Raw genomic sequence first — 15,978 nt, forward strand, 5'->3', positions numbered from 1 at the left:
CCGATTACGCCATGAACAAAAGCCTTCGTTTCAGCCACAAGATTCTTTTGGCGGCATCACTGATCGTGATACTCGCCTTCAGCCTTTTCACCCTCTACAACGATTACCTCCAGCGTAATGCGATCCGCGAGGACCTGGAAAACTATCTGGCTGAAATGGGCGCCTCCACGTCGACCAACATTCGCAACCTGTTCGAGGGCCGGATAAAACTGGTGGAAAACCTGGCGCAGAACATTGCCCAGGACCCGGCCAACGCCGAAACCCTGATGGGTCAGAATGCGCTGATATCCAGCTTCCTCACGGTCTACCTGGGCAAAGTCGACGGCGGTTTCAGCGTGCGCCCGGACGCGAAGATGCCCGACGGCTACGACCCGCGCACCCGCCCTTGGTACAAGGACGGCATGAACGCCAGCGGCGCGACGCTGACCGAACCCTACATCGACATGACCACCAACAAGATGGTCATCGGCATCCTCAGCAAGGTCTCCAGCAGCGTTGGCGTGGTCGGCGGCGACCTGGCCCTGGACGGCCTGGTGCAGATCATCAACTCGCTGAACTTCGGCGGCATGGGATACGCCTTCCTGGTCAACGACCAGGGCAAGATCCTGGTGCACCCGGATAAGGATCTGGTCATGAAGTCGCTGTCGGACCTGTTCCCGCAGCACACGCCGAAACTGACCGGCGAGCTGACCGAAGTGCAAAGCGATGGCCAGACCCGCCTGCTGACCTTCAGCCCGATTACCGGCCTGCCGTCGGCGAACTGGTACATCGGCCTGTCGGTGGACAAGGACAAGGCCTTCTCGATGCTCAGCACCTTCCGCACCTCTGCGGTGATCGCCACGGTAGTGGCAGTGGTGATCATCATCGGCCTGCTCGGCCTGCTGATCCGCGTGTTGATGCAACCGCTGCACACCATGACCCGCGCCATGGAAGACATCGCCGAAGGTGAGGGCGACCTGACCAAGCGCCTGCACATCCACAGCCACGACGAATTCGGTGTCCTCGGCAACGCCTTCAACCGCTTCGTCGAACGCATTCACAGCAGCATTCGCGAAGTGTCCTCAGCCACCGAGCAGGTCAACGAAGTGGCCCTGCGGGTGATCAGCGCTTCGAACTCGTCGATGACCAACTCCGACGAGCAGTCCAACCGCACCAACAGTGTCGCAGCCGCCATCAACGAACTGGGCGCTGCGGCTCAGGAAATCGCCGGCAACGCCGCCCAGGCTTCGCAGCACGCAAGCTCCGCGCGCCTGCTGGCCGAAGAAGGCCAGCAAGTGGTCGAGCGCAACATTGCCGCGATGAACCGCCTGTCCGACCTGATCGTCACCTCCAGCGCGCACATCGAAACACTGAACAGCAAGACCGTGAATATCGGCCAGATCCTGGAAGTGATCACCAGCATTTCCCAGCAAACCAACCTGCTGGCGCTGAACGCCGCCATCGAAGCGGCCCGCGCCGGTGAGGCCGGGCGTGGCTTTGCCGTGGTCGCCGATGAGGTGCGCAATCTGGCGCACCGCACCCAGGAGTCGGCGCAGCAAGTGCAGACCATGATCGAAGAGCTGCAAGTCGGTGCCCGCGAGTCGGTCGACACCATGGAGCAGAGCCAGCGCCACAGCCAGGACAGCATGCAGATTGCCAACCAGGCGGGTGAGCGACTGGACAGCGTTACCGTGCGCATTGGCGAGATCGACGGCATGAACCAGTCGGTGGCCACTGCCACCGAAGAGCAGACCGCCGTGGTCGAGGCGATCAACATGGACATCAACGAGATCAACATGCTCAACCAGGAAGGCGTGGAGAACCTGCAAGCGACCCTGCGCGCCTGCTCCGACCTCGAGCAGCAGGCTGGCCGCCTGAAGCACCTGGTGGGCAGCTTCCGCATCTGATAGAGGCTACACATTCGCCTGGCGCAGCCTCTGCGCTGCGCCAGGCATTACGCACTCCCCTCCTCTCAAACCGATCGAACAAACTATCCTTCTGATAGGTCCACCTTTAGGCATTTCATCGCCGGCAATTCAACGCCGGATGACAGACCCGAAGACGATCCCGGAGGGATGCTGATCGTGCACATCGCCGACATCACCATGTTCTACGCCCCGGCCAGCGGTGGCGTACGTACCTATCTTGATGCCAAACATCACCGTCTCGACGCCATTCAAGGCGTACGCCACAGCCTGTTGATTCCCGGTGCCAGCGCCCAACACGGCGATGGCATCTATCAGGTACCTGCGCCGCCCTTGCCGTTTGGCAAGGGTTACCGCTTTCCGGTACGCCTGGCCCCCTGGTGCAATACACTGCGCACGCTCAAACCGGACCTGATCGAAGTTGGCGACCCCTACCTGACCGCCTGGGCGGCGCTGGAGGCGCGGCGCCAGCTCGACGTGCCCGTGATCGGTTTCTACCATTCCGACCTGCCGCTACTGGTCAGCAACCGCATGGGCAACTGGTTCGCACCCAATGTCGAGGCTTACGTCAGCAAGCTCTACGGCAATTTTGATCGGGTACTGGCCCCCAGCCAGGTGATGGCCGACAAACTACGCCGCTTGGGCGTGCGCGATGTCCATGTGCAGCCGCTGGGCGTTGACCTTGCCACTTTCCACCCCTCCCGGCGCGACCCACATGTACGTGCCGAACTGGGCATTGCCGACACCAGCCGCCTGTTGATCTTTGCCGGCCGCGGCTCGCGGGAAAAGAACCTGCCGGTGCTGCTTGACTGCATGCAGCAACTTGGCGACCCCTACCACCTGTTACTGGTGGGCTCGAACATGCCGGCCAGCGTGCCGCACAACGTCAGCGTCATTGATCACTTCTGCCCGGCTGCAGAGGTGGCCCGGCTGATCGCCAGCGCCGACTTGCTGGTGCATGCTGGCGACCAGGAAACATTCGGCCTGGTCATTCTCGAAGCCATGGCCAGCGCCACCCCCGTGGTGGCCGTGCGCGCCGGTGCGTTCCCTGAAATCATCAACGAACAGTGTGGCCGCCTGTGCACGCCCAACGATGGCCGGGCCATGGCATCCGCCGTGCGCGAGGCATTCGAAGCAGGTATCCGCGAGCTCGGCGTGCAGGCCCGCCACCATGTAGAGCAACATTATTCATGGGATAACGTGGTAGCTGGCCTGCTCCAGCACTACCAGGCCGTGCTCGGCCACCAGCCGCAGGTGCGCGCCCATGCTTGAGCCTTCCGCCAGCCAACGCAGCCTCATGCTGGTGTTGCATGATGTTGCCCCGGAAACCTGGCCGGACTATGAACCGTTCGTAGGGGCCGTGGACGCGCTGGGCCACGTGCCAATGACATGGCTGGTGGTCCCGGACTTCCATCGACGCAATCCGCTGCACCAGGCACCTTCGTTCTGCCGTCTGCTGGACGAACGCCTTGCCAAAGGCGACGAACTGGCGCTTCACGGCTATGCCCATGCTGACGAAGGCCCCGTACCGCGCAGCCCCGTCGACTACTTCATGCGGCGCATTTATACCCATGAAGGCGAGTTCTACAGCCTTGATGAGAACGAAGCGCTTACCCGGCTACAGGAGGGCCTGGCACTGTTCGAGGACCAAGGGTGGCCTGTGGCAGGGTTTGTCGCACCGGCCTGGCTCATGAGCCAGGGCACGCGGCAAGCGCTGTGCCGCCTGCCACTGAAATACACCAGTACACCTCAGCATCTGTACCGCTTGCCAGACTTTACGGCGATTGATGCGCCAGGCCTGGTCTGGAGCGCCCGGAGCGCATGGCGTCGCAAACTGTCCCGCACGCTGTGCGACTGGCAATGCCAGCGCTGGCGGGGCGCGAGCACGTTGCGCTTGGGACTGCACCCTGTAGACATGCGCCATCGCTCATCCCGTGACTATTGGTTGCGCACGCTGGAGAGACTGTTGAAGGATGGCCGCGAACCGCTGACCAAGTCTGCCTGGCTGGAGCGCCAGGGGGCAGCATGAAGCGCTGGGCCTGGCTGGCGCTGGCATTGCTGGGTGCAGCGCTGGTGCCAGCGTTGCTGGGTGGTAGCGAGCTGCTGCCGAGGCTGAGCCGGTTCGACCCGCACCTGCTGCTCATGCTACTAGGCATGATTCTGTTGTGCTGGGTCATCAATGCGCTGCGCCTGCGCCTGTTGCTGGGTGAGCAGGCAAAACAGTTGAGCCATGCTCGCAGCCTCGGCGTGGTCATGGCCACCGAGTTTGCCATCTGCACCACCCCTGGCGGCAGTGGTGGGCCGCTGACCCTGATGGCCCTGCTGGCGCGAGACCGCATCCGCCCGGCGCGCAGCGGCGCCGTTTTTGCCATGGACCAGTTGAACGACCTGGTGTTCTTCTTCTGCGCAATGCTGGCGATTGCCGGCTACGCGCTGTTCCACAGCCTGGGCCGCAGCCAGGAAAGCATGTTGCTTGGCAGTGCGTTACTGCTGTGCTCAGCGTTGGCCGGGGTGATCGGGCTGTTGCGCTACCGGCGCCCGATAATGCGCATGAACGGCAGGCTGTTGCAGCGCATGGGGATGGGCCAGCCGCGCAAACGTCGCTGGGCGCGCAAACTGCTGCACTTCGTTGCAGCACTGGCGCAGACCTGGCGCCTGCCCAAGCGCAGGCTGAGCCTGGTGTTCACCCTGACCTGCATCCACTGGGGACTGCGCTACAGCGTCTTGTACCTGGTGCTGCGGGGCTTGGGGGTAGACCTGCACTGGATTCCCAGCTTCCTGGTGCAGATGCTGTCGCTCAGCGCCGGCCAATTCAGTCTGCTGCCTGGCGGCGCCGGGGCCGCCGAACTGACGTCGGCCAGCCTGTTGACACCCTTGGTGGGCAGCTCGACCGCAGCTGCGGCAATCCTGATATGGCGGGCGGTTACGTATTACTTTTATCTGCTGGCTGGGGGGCCGGTGTTTGTGTGCCTGCTGGGACGTCCGTTGCTGGAGCGCTGGCGGCGTCAGGCGGGTTGAGCTGTTGCCAGAGTTCGGCGGCGCCGGGGAAGTCGGTGCCATCCGTGTCATCCAGGGCTTCAGGGTCGTAGCGGGCCAGGCAGCCTTCGCCAAGGATCGGTGGAGGTGAGGCGACGGGGTTGTTGCGTTGCTTGGTCATTGCCGTTTCACCCAGGATTGCCGGGGCGCTCTGCGCCCCTGTCGTGACAGGGCTGCGCAGCAGCCCGGAATCTCACAGCAAGCCGGACGGTGTCAGTCGAACACCACAGTCTTGTTACCATGCACCAGCACGCGGTCCTCCAGGTGATAACGCAGGCCACGGGCCAGCACCATCTTCTCCACATCACGGCCGAAGCGGACCATGTCCTCGATGCTGTCGGCATGGCTGACACGCACCACATCCTGCTCGATGATCGGGCCGGCATCCAGCTCTTCGGTGACGTAGTGGCACGTCGCGCCGATCAGCTTCACCCCACGCAGGGCGGCCTGGTGGTAAGGCTTGGCGCCGACGAACGACGGCAGGAAGCTGTGATGGATGTTGATCACCTTCTCGGCATAGTCCCGGCACAGTTGTGGCGGCAGGATCTGCATGTAGCGGGCCAGCACCACGACGTCGGCGGCATGCTCCTGCACCAGGCGCGACACTTCGGCAAAGGCCGGGGCCTTGTCTTTGGGGTCGACCGGTACATGGAAGAACGGAATACCGTGCCACTCGACCATGCTGCGCAGGTCGTTGTGGTTGGAAATCACGCAAGGGATCTCGCAGTCCAGCTCATCGGTGTGCCAGCGGTGCAGCAAGTCTGCCAGGCAGTGCGACTCACGGCTGGCCATCAATACCACGCGTTTTTTCTGAGCCGAGTCGGTAATGCGCCAGGTCATGGAGAACTCTTCGGCGATCGGCGCAAACGCCTCACGGAAGGCTTCGATACCGAACGGCAGCGATTCAGCGCGGATTTCATGACGCATGAAGAACCAACCGCTCTGCTCATCGGAGTGGTGGCTGGCTTCGTTGATCCAGCCATTGTACAAGGCCAGGAAATTACTGACTTTCGCCACGATGCCTACACGGTCGGGGCAGGCGATCACCAGACGATAGGTGCGCATGAATGAGACTCCAGAACTTCGCAAAGGCGCCTATTCTAGCGGTCCGCCAGAAAAAACGCAGTATTGATCGTTACCGCGATGGCATATGCAAGCCCGAAACGCCACACGGGCGCTGCCTGACAGACAAGAGGAAACGCACGGGGCATATGTAAAATTTTGTTCACGTAGAGAAATGCTGTCACAGCTTAATTAACAGTTAATTGCCCAATCTTATGTTTACTTGCGAGTATGGGCTGTCTATTATTGCCCCACACATTTCTGAACACGCATTAAGGAACACTCCATGTCCCTGATCAACGAGTACCGCGCCACCGAAGAAGCCATCAAGGAACTTCAGGCCCGCCTGGCCAATCTGTCGCAGGATGACAAGCTGAAGAAAGAACTGGAGTTCGAAGGCAAACTGCGCACACTGATGGGCGAGTACTCCAAGTCGCTGCGCGACGTGATTGCCCTGCTCGATCCAGAGTCGAAACTGAGCAAGGCACCTCGTGGTTCGGTCAAGACTACCGTCACCAAGCGCGCACGCAAGGTCAAGCAATACAAGAACCCGCACAACGGTGAAGTGATCGAAACCAAAGGCGGCAACCACAAGACCCTGAAAGAGTGGAAAGCCACTTGGGGCGGCGACGTGGTTGAAAGCTGGGCAACCCTGCTGGACTGATTATCCGCATACGCCCTCTTGCTTCGCACAACAAAAACGCCGGCACATTGCCGGCGTTTTTGTTTATCTGCCATCAGCCGATTGAATAGCGTTCCTGCAATTGTCGAGCATGCAGTTGCCAGGCCTCCAACACGCGCCTGCCTGCCTCGTCGGCGCCCTCCCAGGCTTGCTGGCGCGCCTTTTCGAAGTCGCCCAAGGTATTCGGCGCCCCCCACTGCGGTTCGCTCAGGCGCTGTTGGCAGAAGCCATACCAACGTTGCCGCTCTTCGCCGGTCAAGGTTTCAGGGAAGTTACGTGCCCTGTAGCGGAACAACAGCTCCGGCAAACGCGGATCATCGAACATCCACTGGCCATGGCTCAACTGCGCCGGTTCCAGCGCACGAACTTGCTCGCATAAGCGCCGGTCGCGGTCACCTATAAAACCCTCATACAACTGCTGTTCCGGGTCCTCGCTCGGGGCGAACTCGTCCTTGCCATAGATGTGCTCCAGCTTTTCTTGCCATTGCGCCTGTTGATTGGCCAATTGTTCGCCGCGCGATTGTAACAACGTCAAGTCCAGGCCCAATCGTTGTTGATCGACCGGGCGCAATACCGACAGCGGCGCCACTACCGGGCAACGATTGATCTGCACCAATTTGAGCGGTACCGGTAATTCACCTTCGGCCAATTCATCATGCCGGGTGTACAAGCGCTGACGCAAAACTTCAGCACTTTCCCGCAGTAACGGTAGGGTTTCCTGATGCAGGTCGCAGACAATCAGTGCATTGCGATTACGCGGGTGCCAGGCCAGTGGCAATACGACCCCCAGGTAATTGCGCGCCGCCGAAAAACGCCCGGATATATGCACCAGTGGCTGCAACAGACGGATCTGCTCCATCACTTTATGCTTGCTGCGCAGTTGAAACAGCCAGTCATACAACTTGGGTTGTTTCTGCCGAATCAGGCGAGCCAAGGCAATGGTTGCCCGCACGTCGGAAAGCGCTTCGTGGGCATGACCGTGGTCAATGCCATTGGCCTTGCTCAGCAGCTCCAGACGCAGGCTGGTGCGCCCGTCCTGCTGCGGCCATTCAATGCCTTCCGGGCGCAGGGCATAGGCGGTGCGCACAATGTCGATCAGGTCCCAGCGGCTATTGCCTCCCTGCCATTCACGGGCATAGGGGTCGAAAAAGTTGCGGTAAAGGCTGTAGCGGGTCACTTCATCGTCGAAGCGCAGGGTGTTGTAGCCGGCACCACAGGTGCCCGGTTGCGCCAGCTGGGCGTGCACGCGAGTCATGAACTCGGCTTCGCACAGGCCCTGCTCCGCCAGCAGTTGCGGCGTAATGCCTGTCACCAGGCAGGCCGCCGGGTGCGGCAGGATGTCGTCCGACGGTCGGCAATAAAGGCTGATTGGCTCGTCGATTTCGTTAAGGTCGAAGTCAGTGCGCAGGCCGGCCACCTGCAGCGGCCGATCACAGCGCGGGTTGATGCCGGTGGTTTCATAGTCGTGCCAGAAAATGCTGGAGGTCACGGGGTCGTCCTGTGTCAAGGTCGACCCGATTCTAGCGCGATTCTGAAAAATGAACGTTCAGACGGGAGCGTTGGCGGGGCGGAAACTGAAATAGTCGCGCAACGAACGTACGAAATCATCGTACTCGCGCGGAGACTGCAGCAGCATAAAGCCCGAATCGTAGTGCCCAGGCGTCTGGTCCTCGCGGCACCACAGGCAACTGGCCGTGAGGTTGACGAACTGGTGCCCGCCGCCAGGCAGGGGCATACGCAGTTGCAGCTCGTAATCAGGCCCGACCAACACGGGCAGCTGGCTGATGACCATCAACCCATTTTCAGAGGCATTGCCTAGCTGGCCGATCTCCTGACCGGTAAAGCGGTTGAACACCTTGAGGACACAAGGTAGTTGATGACGTTCGATGTGGCGCTTGTTGAACATGATCGCGAGTGTATTCCGTACCTGATGCCAGGAATACAAGGTACTGGCGGTTGTTGTAACAGCTGAGTTACAGATTAGCGCAGCACGCGCAGCAAATCTCGTGAAATAAACCACACCTTTGTGTTAGCGCCAAGGTACGGTCGTCACCGGGTTGGCCACGGCCGTTTCTGCACCGCGCAAATGACCGAGTTTGTCCAGGGTCTGCAGGCGCGCCCGGGCGCGATAGGCATATTCGTTGCCCGGGTACTGCTGGATAAGGTACTGATAGGTTTGCGCCGCGTCCACGTACAACGCCTGGCGCTCCAGGCACTGGCCGCGCAGCAGTGACACTTCGGGGTGGATGAACGGCCGGGCACGGCTGGTGCGATCAACCTGCGACAGTTCGAGCATGACCCGTGCGCAATCGCCGCGGTCGTAGGCGCGGTAGGCATTGTTCAGATGGTGGTCCATGGACCAGCGGGTACAGCCGACGGCGCTGGCGGCCAAGGCTAAAACGATCAGGGCTCGCATGGGGATCTCCTTTGATGCCAGTGTATCGGCGTTTGCCTGCAAATCTTCACACCCTTTTGCAAGGATACCCTGCCCCGTTCAAATGCCACCCTGCCTTGGTTGCAGGTAGTGCAACGGAACAATGACTACAGCGAGATTCAGGAGTAGCCTTTCGCTGCGCTTCACTATAGGAGTCTGTGCATGAGCATCCGCCGCACCAAAATCGTCGCCACCCTTGGCCCCGCCAGCAACTCGTCGGAAGTGATCGAACAACTGATCCTCGCCGGCCTGGACGTGGCACGTCTGAACTTCTCCCACGGCACGCCGGACGAGCACAAGGCCCGCGCGCGCCTGATCCGTGACATCGCCGCCAAGAATGGCCGCCATGTTGCACTGCTGGGCGACCTGCAGGGTCCGAAGATCCGCATCGCCAAGTTCGCCAACAAGCGCATCGAACTGAAGATCGGTGACAAGTTCACCTTCTCCACCGCCCACCCGCTGACCGAAGGCAACCAGGACATCGTCGGTATCGACTACCCCGACCTGGTCAAGGACTGCGGCGTTGGTGACGAACTGCTGCTCGACGATGGCCGCGTGGTCATGCGCGTCGAAACCGCCACTGCAGATGCCCTGCACTGCGTGGTGATCATCGGTGGCCCACTGTCGGACCACAAAGGCATCAACCGTAAAGGTGGCGGCCTGACCGCACCGGCCCTGACCGAAAAAGACAAGGCCGACATCAAACTGGCTGCGGAAATGGACCTGGACTACCTGGCCGTATCCTTCCCGCGTGACGCCAGCGATATGGAATACGCGCGCAAGCTGCGTGACGAAGCCGGCGGCAGCGCCTGGCTGGTAGCCAAGATCGAACGCGCCGAAGCGGTGGCCGATGACGAGACCCTCGACAAGCTGATCGCCGCCTCCGACGCTGTGATGGTTGCCCGTGGTGACCTGGGCGTGGAAATCGGCGACGCCGAGCTGATCGCTATCCAGAAGAAGATCATCCAGCACGCCCGCCGCAACAACAAGGCCGTGATCGTGGCGACCCAGATGATGGAGTCGATGATCCAGAACCCGATGCCGACCCGCGCGGAAGTGTCCGACGTGGCCAACGCCGTGCTGGACAACACCGATGCGGTGATGCTGTCGGCCGAAAGCGCCGCCGGTTCCTACCCGATCGAAGCTGTCCAGGCCATGGCACGCATCTGCCTGGGTGCCGAAAAGCACCCGACCAGCCAGAAGTCCAGCCATCGCCTGCACACCACCTTCCAGCGCTGCGACGAAAGCATCGCCTTGGCGGCCATGTACACTGCCAACCACTTCCCGGGCGTAAAGGCGATCATCGCCCTGACCGAAAGCGGCTACACCCCGCTGATCATGTCGCGCCTGCGTTCGCATGTACCGATCTTCGCCCTGTCGCCGCACCGCGCCACCCAGGCGCGCGCCTCGATGTTCCGTGGCGTGTACCCGATTGCCTTCGACCCGGCCGCGCTGCCGGCCGATAAGGTGAGCCAGGCGGCGGTCGACGAACTGCTCAAACGTGGCCTGGTGGAGCAAGGTGACTGGGTGATCCTGACCAAGGGTGACAGCTACCACACCATCGGTGGCACCAATGGCATGAAGATCCTGCACGTCGGTGATCCGCTGGTCGGTTGATCCACTCGTTTCACAGCACAAGGCTCAAGCGCAGCCTTGTGCTGCGAAGAGGCCCCGACAGCAATAAAAAAGCCCCGGTTCTCGCGAACCGGGGCTTTTTGATGGTGCAGGGGGGTAAGGCTGGCTTACATCATGCCGCCCATGCCACCCATGCCACCCATATCAGGCATGCCAGCAGCTGGCTTGTCTTCCGGCAGGTCGGCAACCATGGCTTCGGTGGTGATCATCAGACCGCCGATCGAAGCAGCAGCTTGCAGCGCCGAGCGAGTGACCTTGGCTGGGTCCAGGATACCCATCTCGATCATGTCGCCGTATTCACCGGTAGCGGCGTTGTAGCCGAAGTTGCCCGAACCTTGCTTGACCTTGTCAGCAACCACGCTTGGCTCATCACCGGCGTTGGCAGTGATCTGGCGCAGCGGGGATTCAACAGCGCGACGCAGCAGCGCGATACCGACGTTCTGGTCTTCGTTGTCGCCTTTCAGGTCGATGATGGCTGCCAGGGCGCGAACCAGGGCAACACCACCGCCAGGCACCACGCCTTCTTCAACGGCTGCACGGGTAGCGTGCAGGGCGTCTTCAACGCGGGCTTTCTTCTCTTTCATTTCAACTTCGGTGCCGGCACCGACCTTGATCACGGCAACACCGCCAGCCAGCTTGGCCAGACGCTCTTGCAGCTTCTCACGGTCGTAGTCCGAGGAAGTTTCTTCGATCTGGGCACGGATCTGCTTGACGCGTGCTTCGATCTCGGTGTCAGCGCCAGCACCGTCGATGATGGTGGTGTTTTCCTTGGACAGGATGACGCGCTTGGCGTTACCCAGGTGCTCCAGGGTAGCGGTTTCCAGGGACAGGCCGATTTCTTCGGAGATGACCTGGCCGCCAGTCAGGACAGCGATGTCCTGCAGCATGGCCTTGCGGCGATCGCCGAAGCCCGGAGCCTTGACTGCAGCAACCTTGACGATGCCGCGCATGTTGTTGACTACCAGGGTAGCCAGCGCTTCACCTTCAACGTCTTCGGCAACGATCAGCAGTGGGCGGCCGGCCTTGGCAACGGCTTCCAGAACTGGCAGCAGCTCACGGATGTTGGAGATTTTCTTGTCGACCAGCAGCAGCAGCGGGCCTTCCAGCTCGGCAACCATGGTGTCCGGCTTGTTGACGAAGTACGGCGACAGGTAGCCGCGGTCGAACTGCATGCCTTCTACGACGGACAGTTCGTTTTCCAGGCCCGAGCCTTCTTCAACGGTGATCACGCCTTCTTTACCGACTTTTTCCATGGCTTCGGCGATGATTTCACCGATGGAGTTGTCGGAGTTGGCAGAGATGGTACCTACCTGGGCGATGGCCTTGGAGTCGGCGCATGGCTTGGACAGGTTCTTCAGTTCGGCAACGACGGCAGCAGTGGCCTTGTCGATACCGCGCTTCAGGTCCATCGGGTTCATGCCGGCAGCGACGGCTTTCAGGCCTTCGTTGACGATGGCCTGAGCCAGAACGGTAGCGGTGGTGGTGCCGTCACCGGCAGCGTCGTTGGCCTTGGAAGCAACTTCCTTGACCAGCTGGGCGCCCATGTTTTCGAAAGCGTCTTTCAGCTCGATTTCTTTGGCGACGGAAACGCCGTCCTTGGTGATGGTCGGCGCGCCGAAGCTCTTGGCCAGTACCACGTTACGGCCTTTCGGGCCCAGGGTCGCTTTTACCGCGTCAGCCAGAACGTTGACACCAACCAGCATTTTCTTACGAGCGGAATCACCAAATTTTACGTCTTTAGCAGCCATGATCGTTTAATCCTTGAAAACTTTGGAGTAACGGGAAGTCGGGGAAATCAGCCTTCGACAACGGCGAGGATTTCGTTCTCGGCCATGACCAGCAGGTCTTCGCCATCGACTTTCACGGTGTTGCTGCCCGAGTACGGGCCGAAAACCACTTTGTCACCCACTTTCACGGCCAGCGCGCGAACTTCGCCGTTGTCCAGGACGCGACCGGTGCCGACGGCTACAACTTCGCCGCGGTTTGGTTTTTCAGCGGCCGAACCCGGCAGGACGATACCGCCAGCGGTTTTCGATTCTTCTTCGCTGCGACGGATGACTACGCGGTCATGCAGAGGACGAAGTTTCATTGTCGATCTCTCCCAAATTGTGGTTTTCATCGGCCGGTTCGACACCGGCGGTTTTGATGCTGTCCGGCGTTGCCGGGGGTGGCCCGCTGTGAGCGAACCACCTGTGTAATGTCTGGTGTTGCCACCAGAAACCTTGCGGTGACCACATACATGAGGCCGCCACATCCGATTACAAGGCTCGAGATAGAAAATTTTTCATCAGGCCAAAAAAAAACCGGGGCCGCTTGCGCGGCCCCGGTCCTTCTTACTTGTCGCGGCGCTCGTACTCGCCTTCGATCACGTTCGGGCGGTGGCCGCCATCACGCGGCTGCGCCTGGAAGGGGTCATCCTGGAATGCACGCTGGCGCATGGCCTGGGCCTCGGCACGCTCGCGCATCTTGCGCGCCGCCAGGCGGCGGGTGAATGGCAGCAGGCACAGCACACCCAGCACGTCGCTGATGAAGCCGGGCAGCAACAACAGGCCACCGCCCACGGCCAGCATCATGCCCTGGAACATGTCCTCGGCGGGCAATTCACCGCGCTGCAGGCTTTCACGGGCGCGCAATGCAGTCGCCAGGCCGGCCACCCGCATGACCAATACGCCCAGGGCGGAGCTGGCGATGATCAGCAGCAACGCCGGGAAGAAACCGATAGCCGCGCTGACCTTCACGAAGACGAACAGCTCCAGCACAGGAAAAATCAGAAACAGCAGTAGAAAAGCACGCATCAAGGGTTCCTCGACGGAAGATAACCTTCCAATAAGACCTCAAATGGATGCCTGCGCTCTGGATTTCAACCCTCGGCTTGCATCACAAGCGGCCAATGGTCGGCGCGAGCCAGCAAAACCAAGGCCTCGCGGACTTGTGTCGGCGTGTTGCAAGTAGTGGGGAAAGGCAGCCAGTGCACTGCCTGGCCGATGCGCAGGTGCATGCCTTCGCTGTCTACCCCAACCATCTGCGCTGGTACGTGCTGTGGCAACCCGGTCAATTCGACGTAGTGGGCAATGGCACTGGCGTGATCGCTGTTCATGTGTTCGATCATGCTCCCCTCGGCCTTGCCCGCGAACGGGTTGGCCAAGGTGACATGGTCAAGCCAGTGGATCGCACCAAAGCCGCCGATGTAGCGGTGGCGCACCGGTTGCAGCACCCAGAAATCGAAGTCGTGGGCCTTGTGATAGTTGGCCGCGTCCGGGAAATAGCGGTAATAGCGTTCGGCGGCGGCCTCGATGACGGCCTCTTCGACCAGCTTGTGCGCTTCGGCCATTACCGTCAGGCGCCCTACCGCCTGCACATCCTCAGCCTCGCGCTCCCCCACCAGCAGCGAACACTTGGGGTCCTTCTGCAGGTTGTGGGTGTGCTGGGCAATGCGGCTGATCAGGATCAGCGGGTTGCCCTGGGCGTCCAGGCAGTACGGCACGACCGAACCGAAGGGGTAGCCAGGCATCGACCTGGAATGTGTCGAAAGCACGCCGCGGTATTCCTTGAGCAGCAGTTCCCGGGCGGGGCGAATGGCGTTGGTACTCACTTGAGGGCGGCTCCTGGCGGACGGGTTGGGGACAAGATAAGCATTATCAGCTGCCTGTGCCACTGACCTGCATCCAGACGCCTTACCAGGTAACGCCAAAGCCCGCGGTATAGCGTGTCTTGTCCAGGTCACTCTCACGCGTGCCCGTGATGATATCCTTCTCCGCCTTGAGGTTCAGCGAGGCCCACTCGGTGACCTTGTAGCGCAGGCCAACCTCGGCATCCAGCGAGTAGTCGGCCACGCCACCCAGCGGCTTGGCGAACTCGCCGTTGGTGAACAGCTGCACGTTCTTGCCGATCAGGTAGCGGGTGTAATCCCACTTCACGGCCGCAGAATAGAAATTATCCTTGCCGCCGTCCCGGTACTCGAAATCAGTGCGGTTGATCAGTGAGCCCAGCGAGAACGCACCCAGCTCATCGTCCCAGAACTGGTAACCCGGGCCGGTACCCACGGTGCGCTGGCGGGCCAGGTCTTCGATGTGATCGCGCTTGTACTCCGCACGCCCCTGCCAGAACCACTTATCGGTAATGAAGCGGTCCAGCGCGTACTCGGCGCTCCAGTTGTTGGTGGTGGTGACGTCGTCCTTGGTCTCGCGGTTGTACTCACCCTCGGCGTTGTGCCGCCAGCGGCCATGGCGGGCAGTGGTCTTGAAGCCCACGTCATAATCGTCGGTGTCGTTCTCGGCGCGCTTGTAGTCCAGCGCCACGTCGACATTACCTTTCCACACGAAATCCTCGACCAGCGGCTTGGGCTTCATGATCTGCTCGATGCTGGCCAGCGCCACCGTCTTCGGTGAATCGCCATTGGCCAAGGTCACCTTGCCTGCCTCTGCCGCCTTGAGCGACTTGGCTTTCTCTCCGCTGTAGGCGTCCTGCTTGACCAGCATCTCCTGGTCGCTTTCCAGCGTCTGGACCTGTTTCCAGTCCAGGGCGATGGACCCGCCATAAGGGGTTTCCAGCAGCAGCTTGCCGCCGTCGAATACCTTGATCTTGCCACTTAGCCGATCACCGTTCTTCATCCACACAGTGTCGGCCCACACCGGAGAGGCACACAGGGAAACAGCAAGAAGGCACAACAAGGATCTAGAATTCATAAACGGGCTTTGTTTGCGGACTATGGGTTCGATTTGACGAAAAAGCCGGGCATTATCCAGATACCCACGACCAGAGCAAGGACAGACCGGGAGTATGCCGTTGAGTTCAACTCTCATTTACCAGACCACCGGTCCGGTTTCATCTGCAGCCCAAGGCGGGCGAGATGTCTGATGGATATGAGCACGCCCTCGATTCGGCCGAGGGCCGACGAACGGCGCTGTATTCAGTACTGGGCCAAGTGCCACCCGGCAAGGTCGTGAGCTATGGCCAACTGGCCGAACTGGCCGGGCTTGGCCGTGCGGCGCGCTGGGTTGGGCGCACCCTGGGGCAGTTGCCTGCAGACACACGCCTGCCTTGGCACCGGGTGCTTGGTGCAGGTGGCCGGCTGAGCCTGGCGCTGGGCACCCCGTCGGGCGATGAACAACGGGCGCGGTTACGCGCAGAAGGTGTGAATGTAAGCAACAATCGTGTGGATATGACGCGCCATGGCTGGCGCCCAATGGAGCACAGCGGTTAGAGTGCGCGCTTTGTTTTCGAAA

Annotated in this window: 15 protein-coding genes and 2 pseudogenes; 8 read left to right on the forward strand and 9 right to left on the reverse strand. The window is 60.9% G+C overall.

Annotated elements, in window-relative coordinates:
* Nucleotides 1-155: 155 nt before the first annotated feature.
* The 5 genes and pseudogenes from LU682_RS30095 to gpgF form a co-directional block, all read left to right on the forward strand.
* A pseudogene (locus LU682_RS30095) lies at nt 156-980 on the forward strand (cache domain-containing protein); the annotation flags it as partial.
* Nucleotides 981-1,289: 309 nt separating this feature from the next.
* A pseudogene (locus LU682_RS30100) lies at nt 1,290-1,886 on the forward strand (methyl-accepting chemotaxis protein); the annotation flags it as partial.
* Nucleotides 1,887-2,054: 168 nt separating this feature from the next.
* Nucleotides 2,055-3,176 carry an N-acetylglucosaminyl phosphatidylglycerol synthase gene (gene gpgS / locus LU682_RS24530; protein ID WP_010952481.1) on the forward strand — a complete coding sequence of 374 codons (1,122 nt, stop codon included), beginning with the start codon at nt 2,055-2,057 and terminating at the stop codon, nt 3,174-3,176.
* The gene (gene gpgD / locus LU682_RS24535; protein ID WP_049587348.1) at nt 3,169-3,933 is read left to right on the forward strand and encodes an N-acetylglucosaminyl phosphatidylglycerol deacetylase; all 765 of its coding nucleotides are present in this window, start codon (nt 3,169-3,171) and stop codon (nt 3,931-3,933) included. The genes gpgS and gpgD overlap by 8 nt, the downstream gene beginning before the upstream one ends.
* Entirely contained in the window at nt 3,930-4,922 is a 993-nt protein-coding gene (gpgF, locus tag LU682_RS24540) for a glucosaminyl phosphatidylglycerol flippase (RefSeq protein WP_010952479.1), read from the forward strand. The genes gpgD and gpgF overlap by 4 nt, the downstream gene beginning before the upstream one ends.
* Nucleotides 4,923-5,153: 231 nt before the next feature.
* On the opposite strand, the gene purU is transcribed toward gpgF, so the two are convergent.
* Nucleotides 5,154-6,005 (reverse strand): formyltetrahydrofolate deformylase, encoded by an 852-nt coding sequence (gene purU / locus LU682_RS24550; RefSeq protein WP_003251921.1) that lies wholly within the window; start codon nt 6,003-6,005, stop codon nt 5,154-5,156.
* A gap of 283 nt (nt 6,006-6,288) precedes the next feature.
* Between purU and mvaT the strand changes: the two genes are divergently transcribed.
* The gene (mvaT, locus tag LU682_RS24555; RefSeq protein ID WP_010952478.1) at nt 6,289-6,666 is read left to right on the forward strand and encodes a histone-like nucleoid-structuring protein MvaT; all 378 of its coding nucleotides are present in this window, start codon (nt 6,289-6,291) and stop codon (nt 6,664-6,666) included.
* A 73-nt stretch (nt 6,667-6,739) separates the two neighbouring features.
* Here the strand turns inward: mvaT and sbcB are convergent, their stop codons facing one another.
* The 3 genes from sbcB to LU682_RS24570 form a co-directional block, all read right to left on the reverse strand.
* Complete coding sequence (sbcB, locus tag LU682_RS24560; RefSeq protein ID WP_010952477.1) at nt 6,740-8,173, reverse strand: exodeoxyribonuclease I; 1,434 nt, start codon at nt 8,171-8,173, stop codon at nt 6,740-6,742.
* A 57-nt stretch (nt 8,174-8,230) separates the two neighbouring features.
* Complete coding sequence (locus LU682_RS24565; protein WP_012053641.1) at nt 8,231-8,590, reverse strand: PilZ domain-containing protein; 360 nt, start codon at nt 8,588-8,590, stop codon at nt 8,231-8,233.
* 123 nt (nt 8,591-8,713) lie between these two features.
* The gene (locus LU682_RS24570; protein ID WP_060488864.1) at nt 8,714-9,100 is read right to left on the reverse strand and encodes a tol-pal system YbgF family protein; all 387 of its coding nucleotides are present in this window, start codon (nt 9,098-9,100) and stop codon (nt 8,714-8,716) included.
* 180 nt (nt 9,101-9,280) lie between these two features.
* Here LU682_RS24570 and pyk point away from each other — a divergent pair, with 180 nt between their 5' ends.
* Entirely contained in the window at nt 9,281-10,735 is a 1,455-nt protein-coding gene (pyk, locus tag LU682_RS24575) for a pyruvate kinase (RefSeq protein ID WP_060488866.1), read from the forward strand.
* Nucleotides 10,736-10,860: 125 nt separating this feature from the next.
* On the opposite strand, the gene groL is transcribed toward pyk, so the two are convergent.
* The 5 genes from groL to LU682_RS24600 form a co-directional block, all read right to left on the reverse strand.
* Nucleotides 10,861-12,501: a chaperonin GroEL gene (gene groL / locus LU682_RS24580; RefSeq protein WP_010952474.1), complete on the reverse strand. Its 1,641-nt coding sequence runs from the start codon at nt 12,499-12,501 to the stop codon at nt 10,861-10,863.
* A 47-nt stretch (nt 12,502-12,548) separates the two neighbouring features.
* A complete protein-coding gene (locus LU682_RS24585) occupies nt 12,549-12,842 on the reverse strand; it encodes a co-chaperone GroES (protein WP_003251905.1) in 294 nt (97 codons plus the stop codon).
* A 244-nt stretch (nt 12,843-13,086) separates the two neighbouring features.
* Complete coding sequence (locus LU682_RS24590) at nt 13,087-13,548, reverse strand: FxsA family protein (protein WP_010952473.1); 462 nt, start codon at nt 13,546-13,548, stop codon at nt 13,087-13,089.
* A 65-nt stretch (nt 13,549-13,613) separates the two neighbouring features.
* On the reverse strand, nt 13,614-14,345 hold the full coding sequence (locus LU682_RS24595) for a HugZ family pyridoxamine 5'-phosphate oxidase (protein ID WP_049587345.1): 732 nt from the start codon (nt 14,343-14,345) through the stop codon (nt 13,614-13,616).
* Between the two features lie 82 nt (nt 14,346-14,427).
* Nucleotides 14,428-15,438: a DUF481 domain-containing protein gene (locus LU682_RS24600; RefSeq protein ID WP_049587343.1), complete on the reverse strand. Its 1,011-nt coding sequence runs from the start codon at nt 15,436-15,438 to the stop codon at nt 14,428-14,430.
* A 164-nt stretch (nt 15,439-15,602) separates the two neighbouring features.
* On the opposite strand from LU682_RS24600, the gene LU682_RS24605 reads away from it, so the two are divergent.
* Nucleotides 15,603-15,956, forward strand: a complete 354-nt coding sequence (locus tag LU682_RS24605) for an MGMT family protein (protein WP_010952470.1) — start codon at nt 15,603-15,605, stop codon at nt 15,954-15,956.
* The last annotated feature ends 22 nt before the right edge of the window (nt 15,957-15,978 follow it).

Source organism: Pseudomonas alloputida, from assembly GCF_021283545.2.
Lineage (GTDB): Bacteria > Pseudomonadota > Gammaproteobacteria > Pseudomonadales > Pseudomonadaceae > Aquipseudomonas > Aquipseudomonas alloputida.

Coding starts and splice junctions, on each gene's coding strand:
- gpgS (WP_010952481.1), top strand. CDS start 2,055: ATGCTGATCGTGCACATCGCCGACATCACCATGTTCTACGCCCCGGCC.
- gpgD (WP_049587348.1), top strand. CDS start 3,169: ATGCTTGAGCCTTCCGCCAGCCAACGCAGCCTCATGCTGGTGTTGCAT.
- gpgF (WP_010952479.1), top strand. CDS start 3,930: ATGAAGCGCTGGGCCTGGCTGGCGCTGGCATTGCTGGGTGCAGCGCTG.
- purU (WP_003251921.1), bottom strand. CDS start 6,005: ATGCGCACCTATCGTCTGGTGATCGCCTGCCCCGACCGTGTAGGCATC.
- mvaT (WP_010952478.1), top strand. CDS start 6,289: ATGTCCCTGATCAACGAGTACCGCGCCACCGAAGAAGCCATCAAGGAA.
- LU682_RS24565 (WP_012053641.1), bottom strand. CDS start 8,590: ATGTTCAACAAGCGCCACATCGAACGTCATCAACTACCTTGTGTCCTC.
- LU682_RS24570 (WP_060488864.1), bottom strand. CDS start 9,100: ATGCGAGCCCTGATCGTTTTAGCCTTGGCCGCCAGCGCCGTCGGCTGT.
- pyk (WP_060488866.1), top strand. CDS start 9,281: ATGAGCATCCGCCGCACCAAAATCGTCGCCACCCTTGGCCCCGCCAGC.
- groL (WP_010952474.1), bottom strand. CDS start 12,501: ATGGCTGCTAAAGACGTAAAATTTGGTGATTCCGCTCGTAAGAAAATG.
- LU682_RS24585 (WP_003251905.1), bottom strand. CDS start 12,842: ATGAAACTTCGTCCTCTGCATGACCGCGTAGTCATCCGTCGCAGCGAA.
- LU682_RS24590 (WP_010952473.1), bottom strand. CDS start 13,548: ATGCGTGCTTTTCTACTGCTGTTTCTGATTTTTCCTGTGCTGGAGCTG.
- LU682_RS24600 (WP_049587343.1), bottom strand. CDS start 15,438: ATGAATTCTAGATCCTTGTTGTGCCTTCTTGCTGTTTCCCTGTGTGCC.
- LU682_RS24605 (WP_010952470.1), top strand. CDS start 15,603: ATGTCTGATGGATATGAGCACGCCCTCGATTCGGCCGAGGGCCGACGA.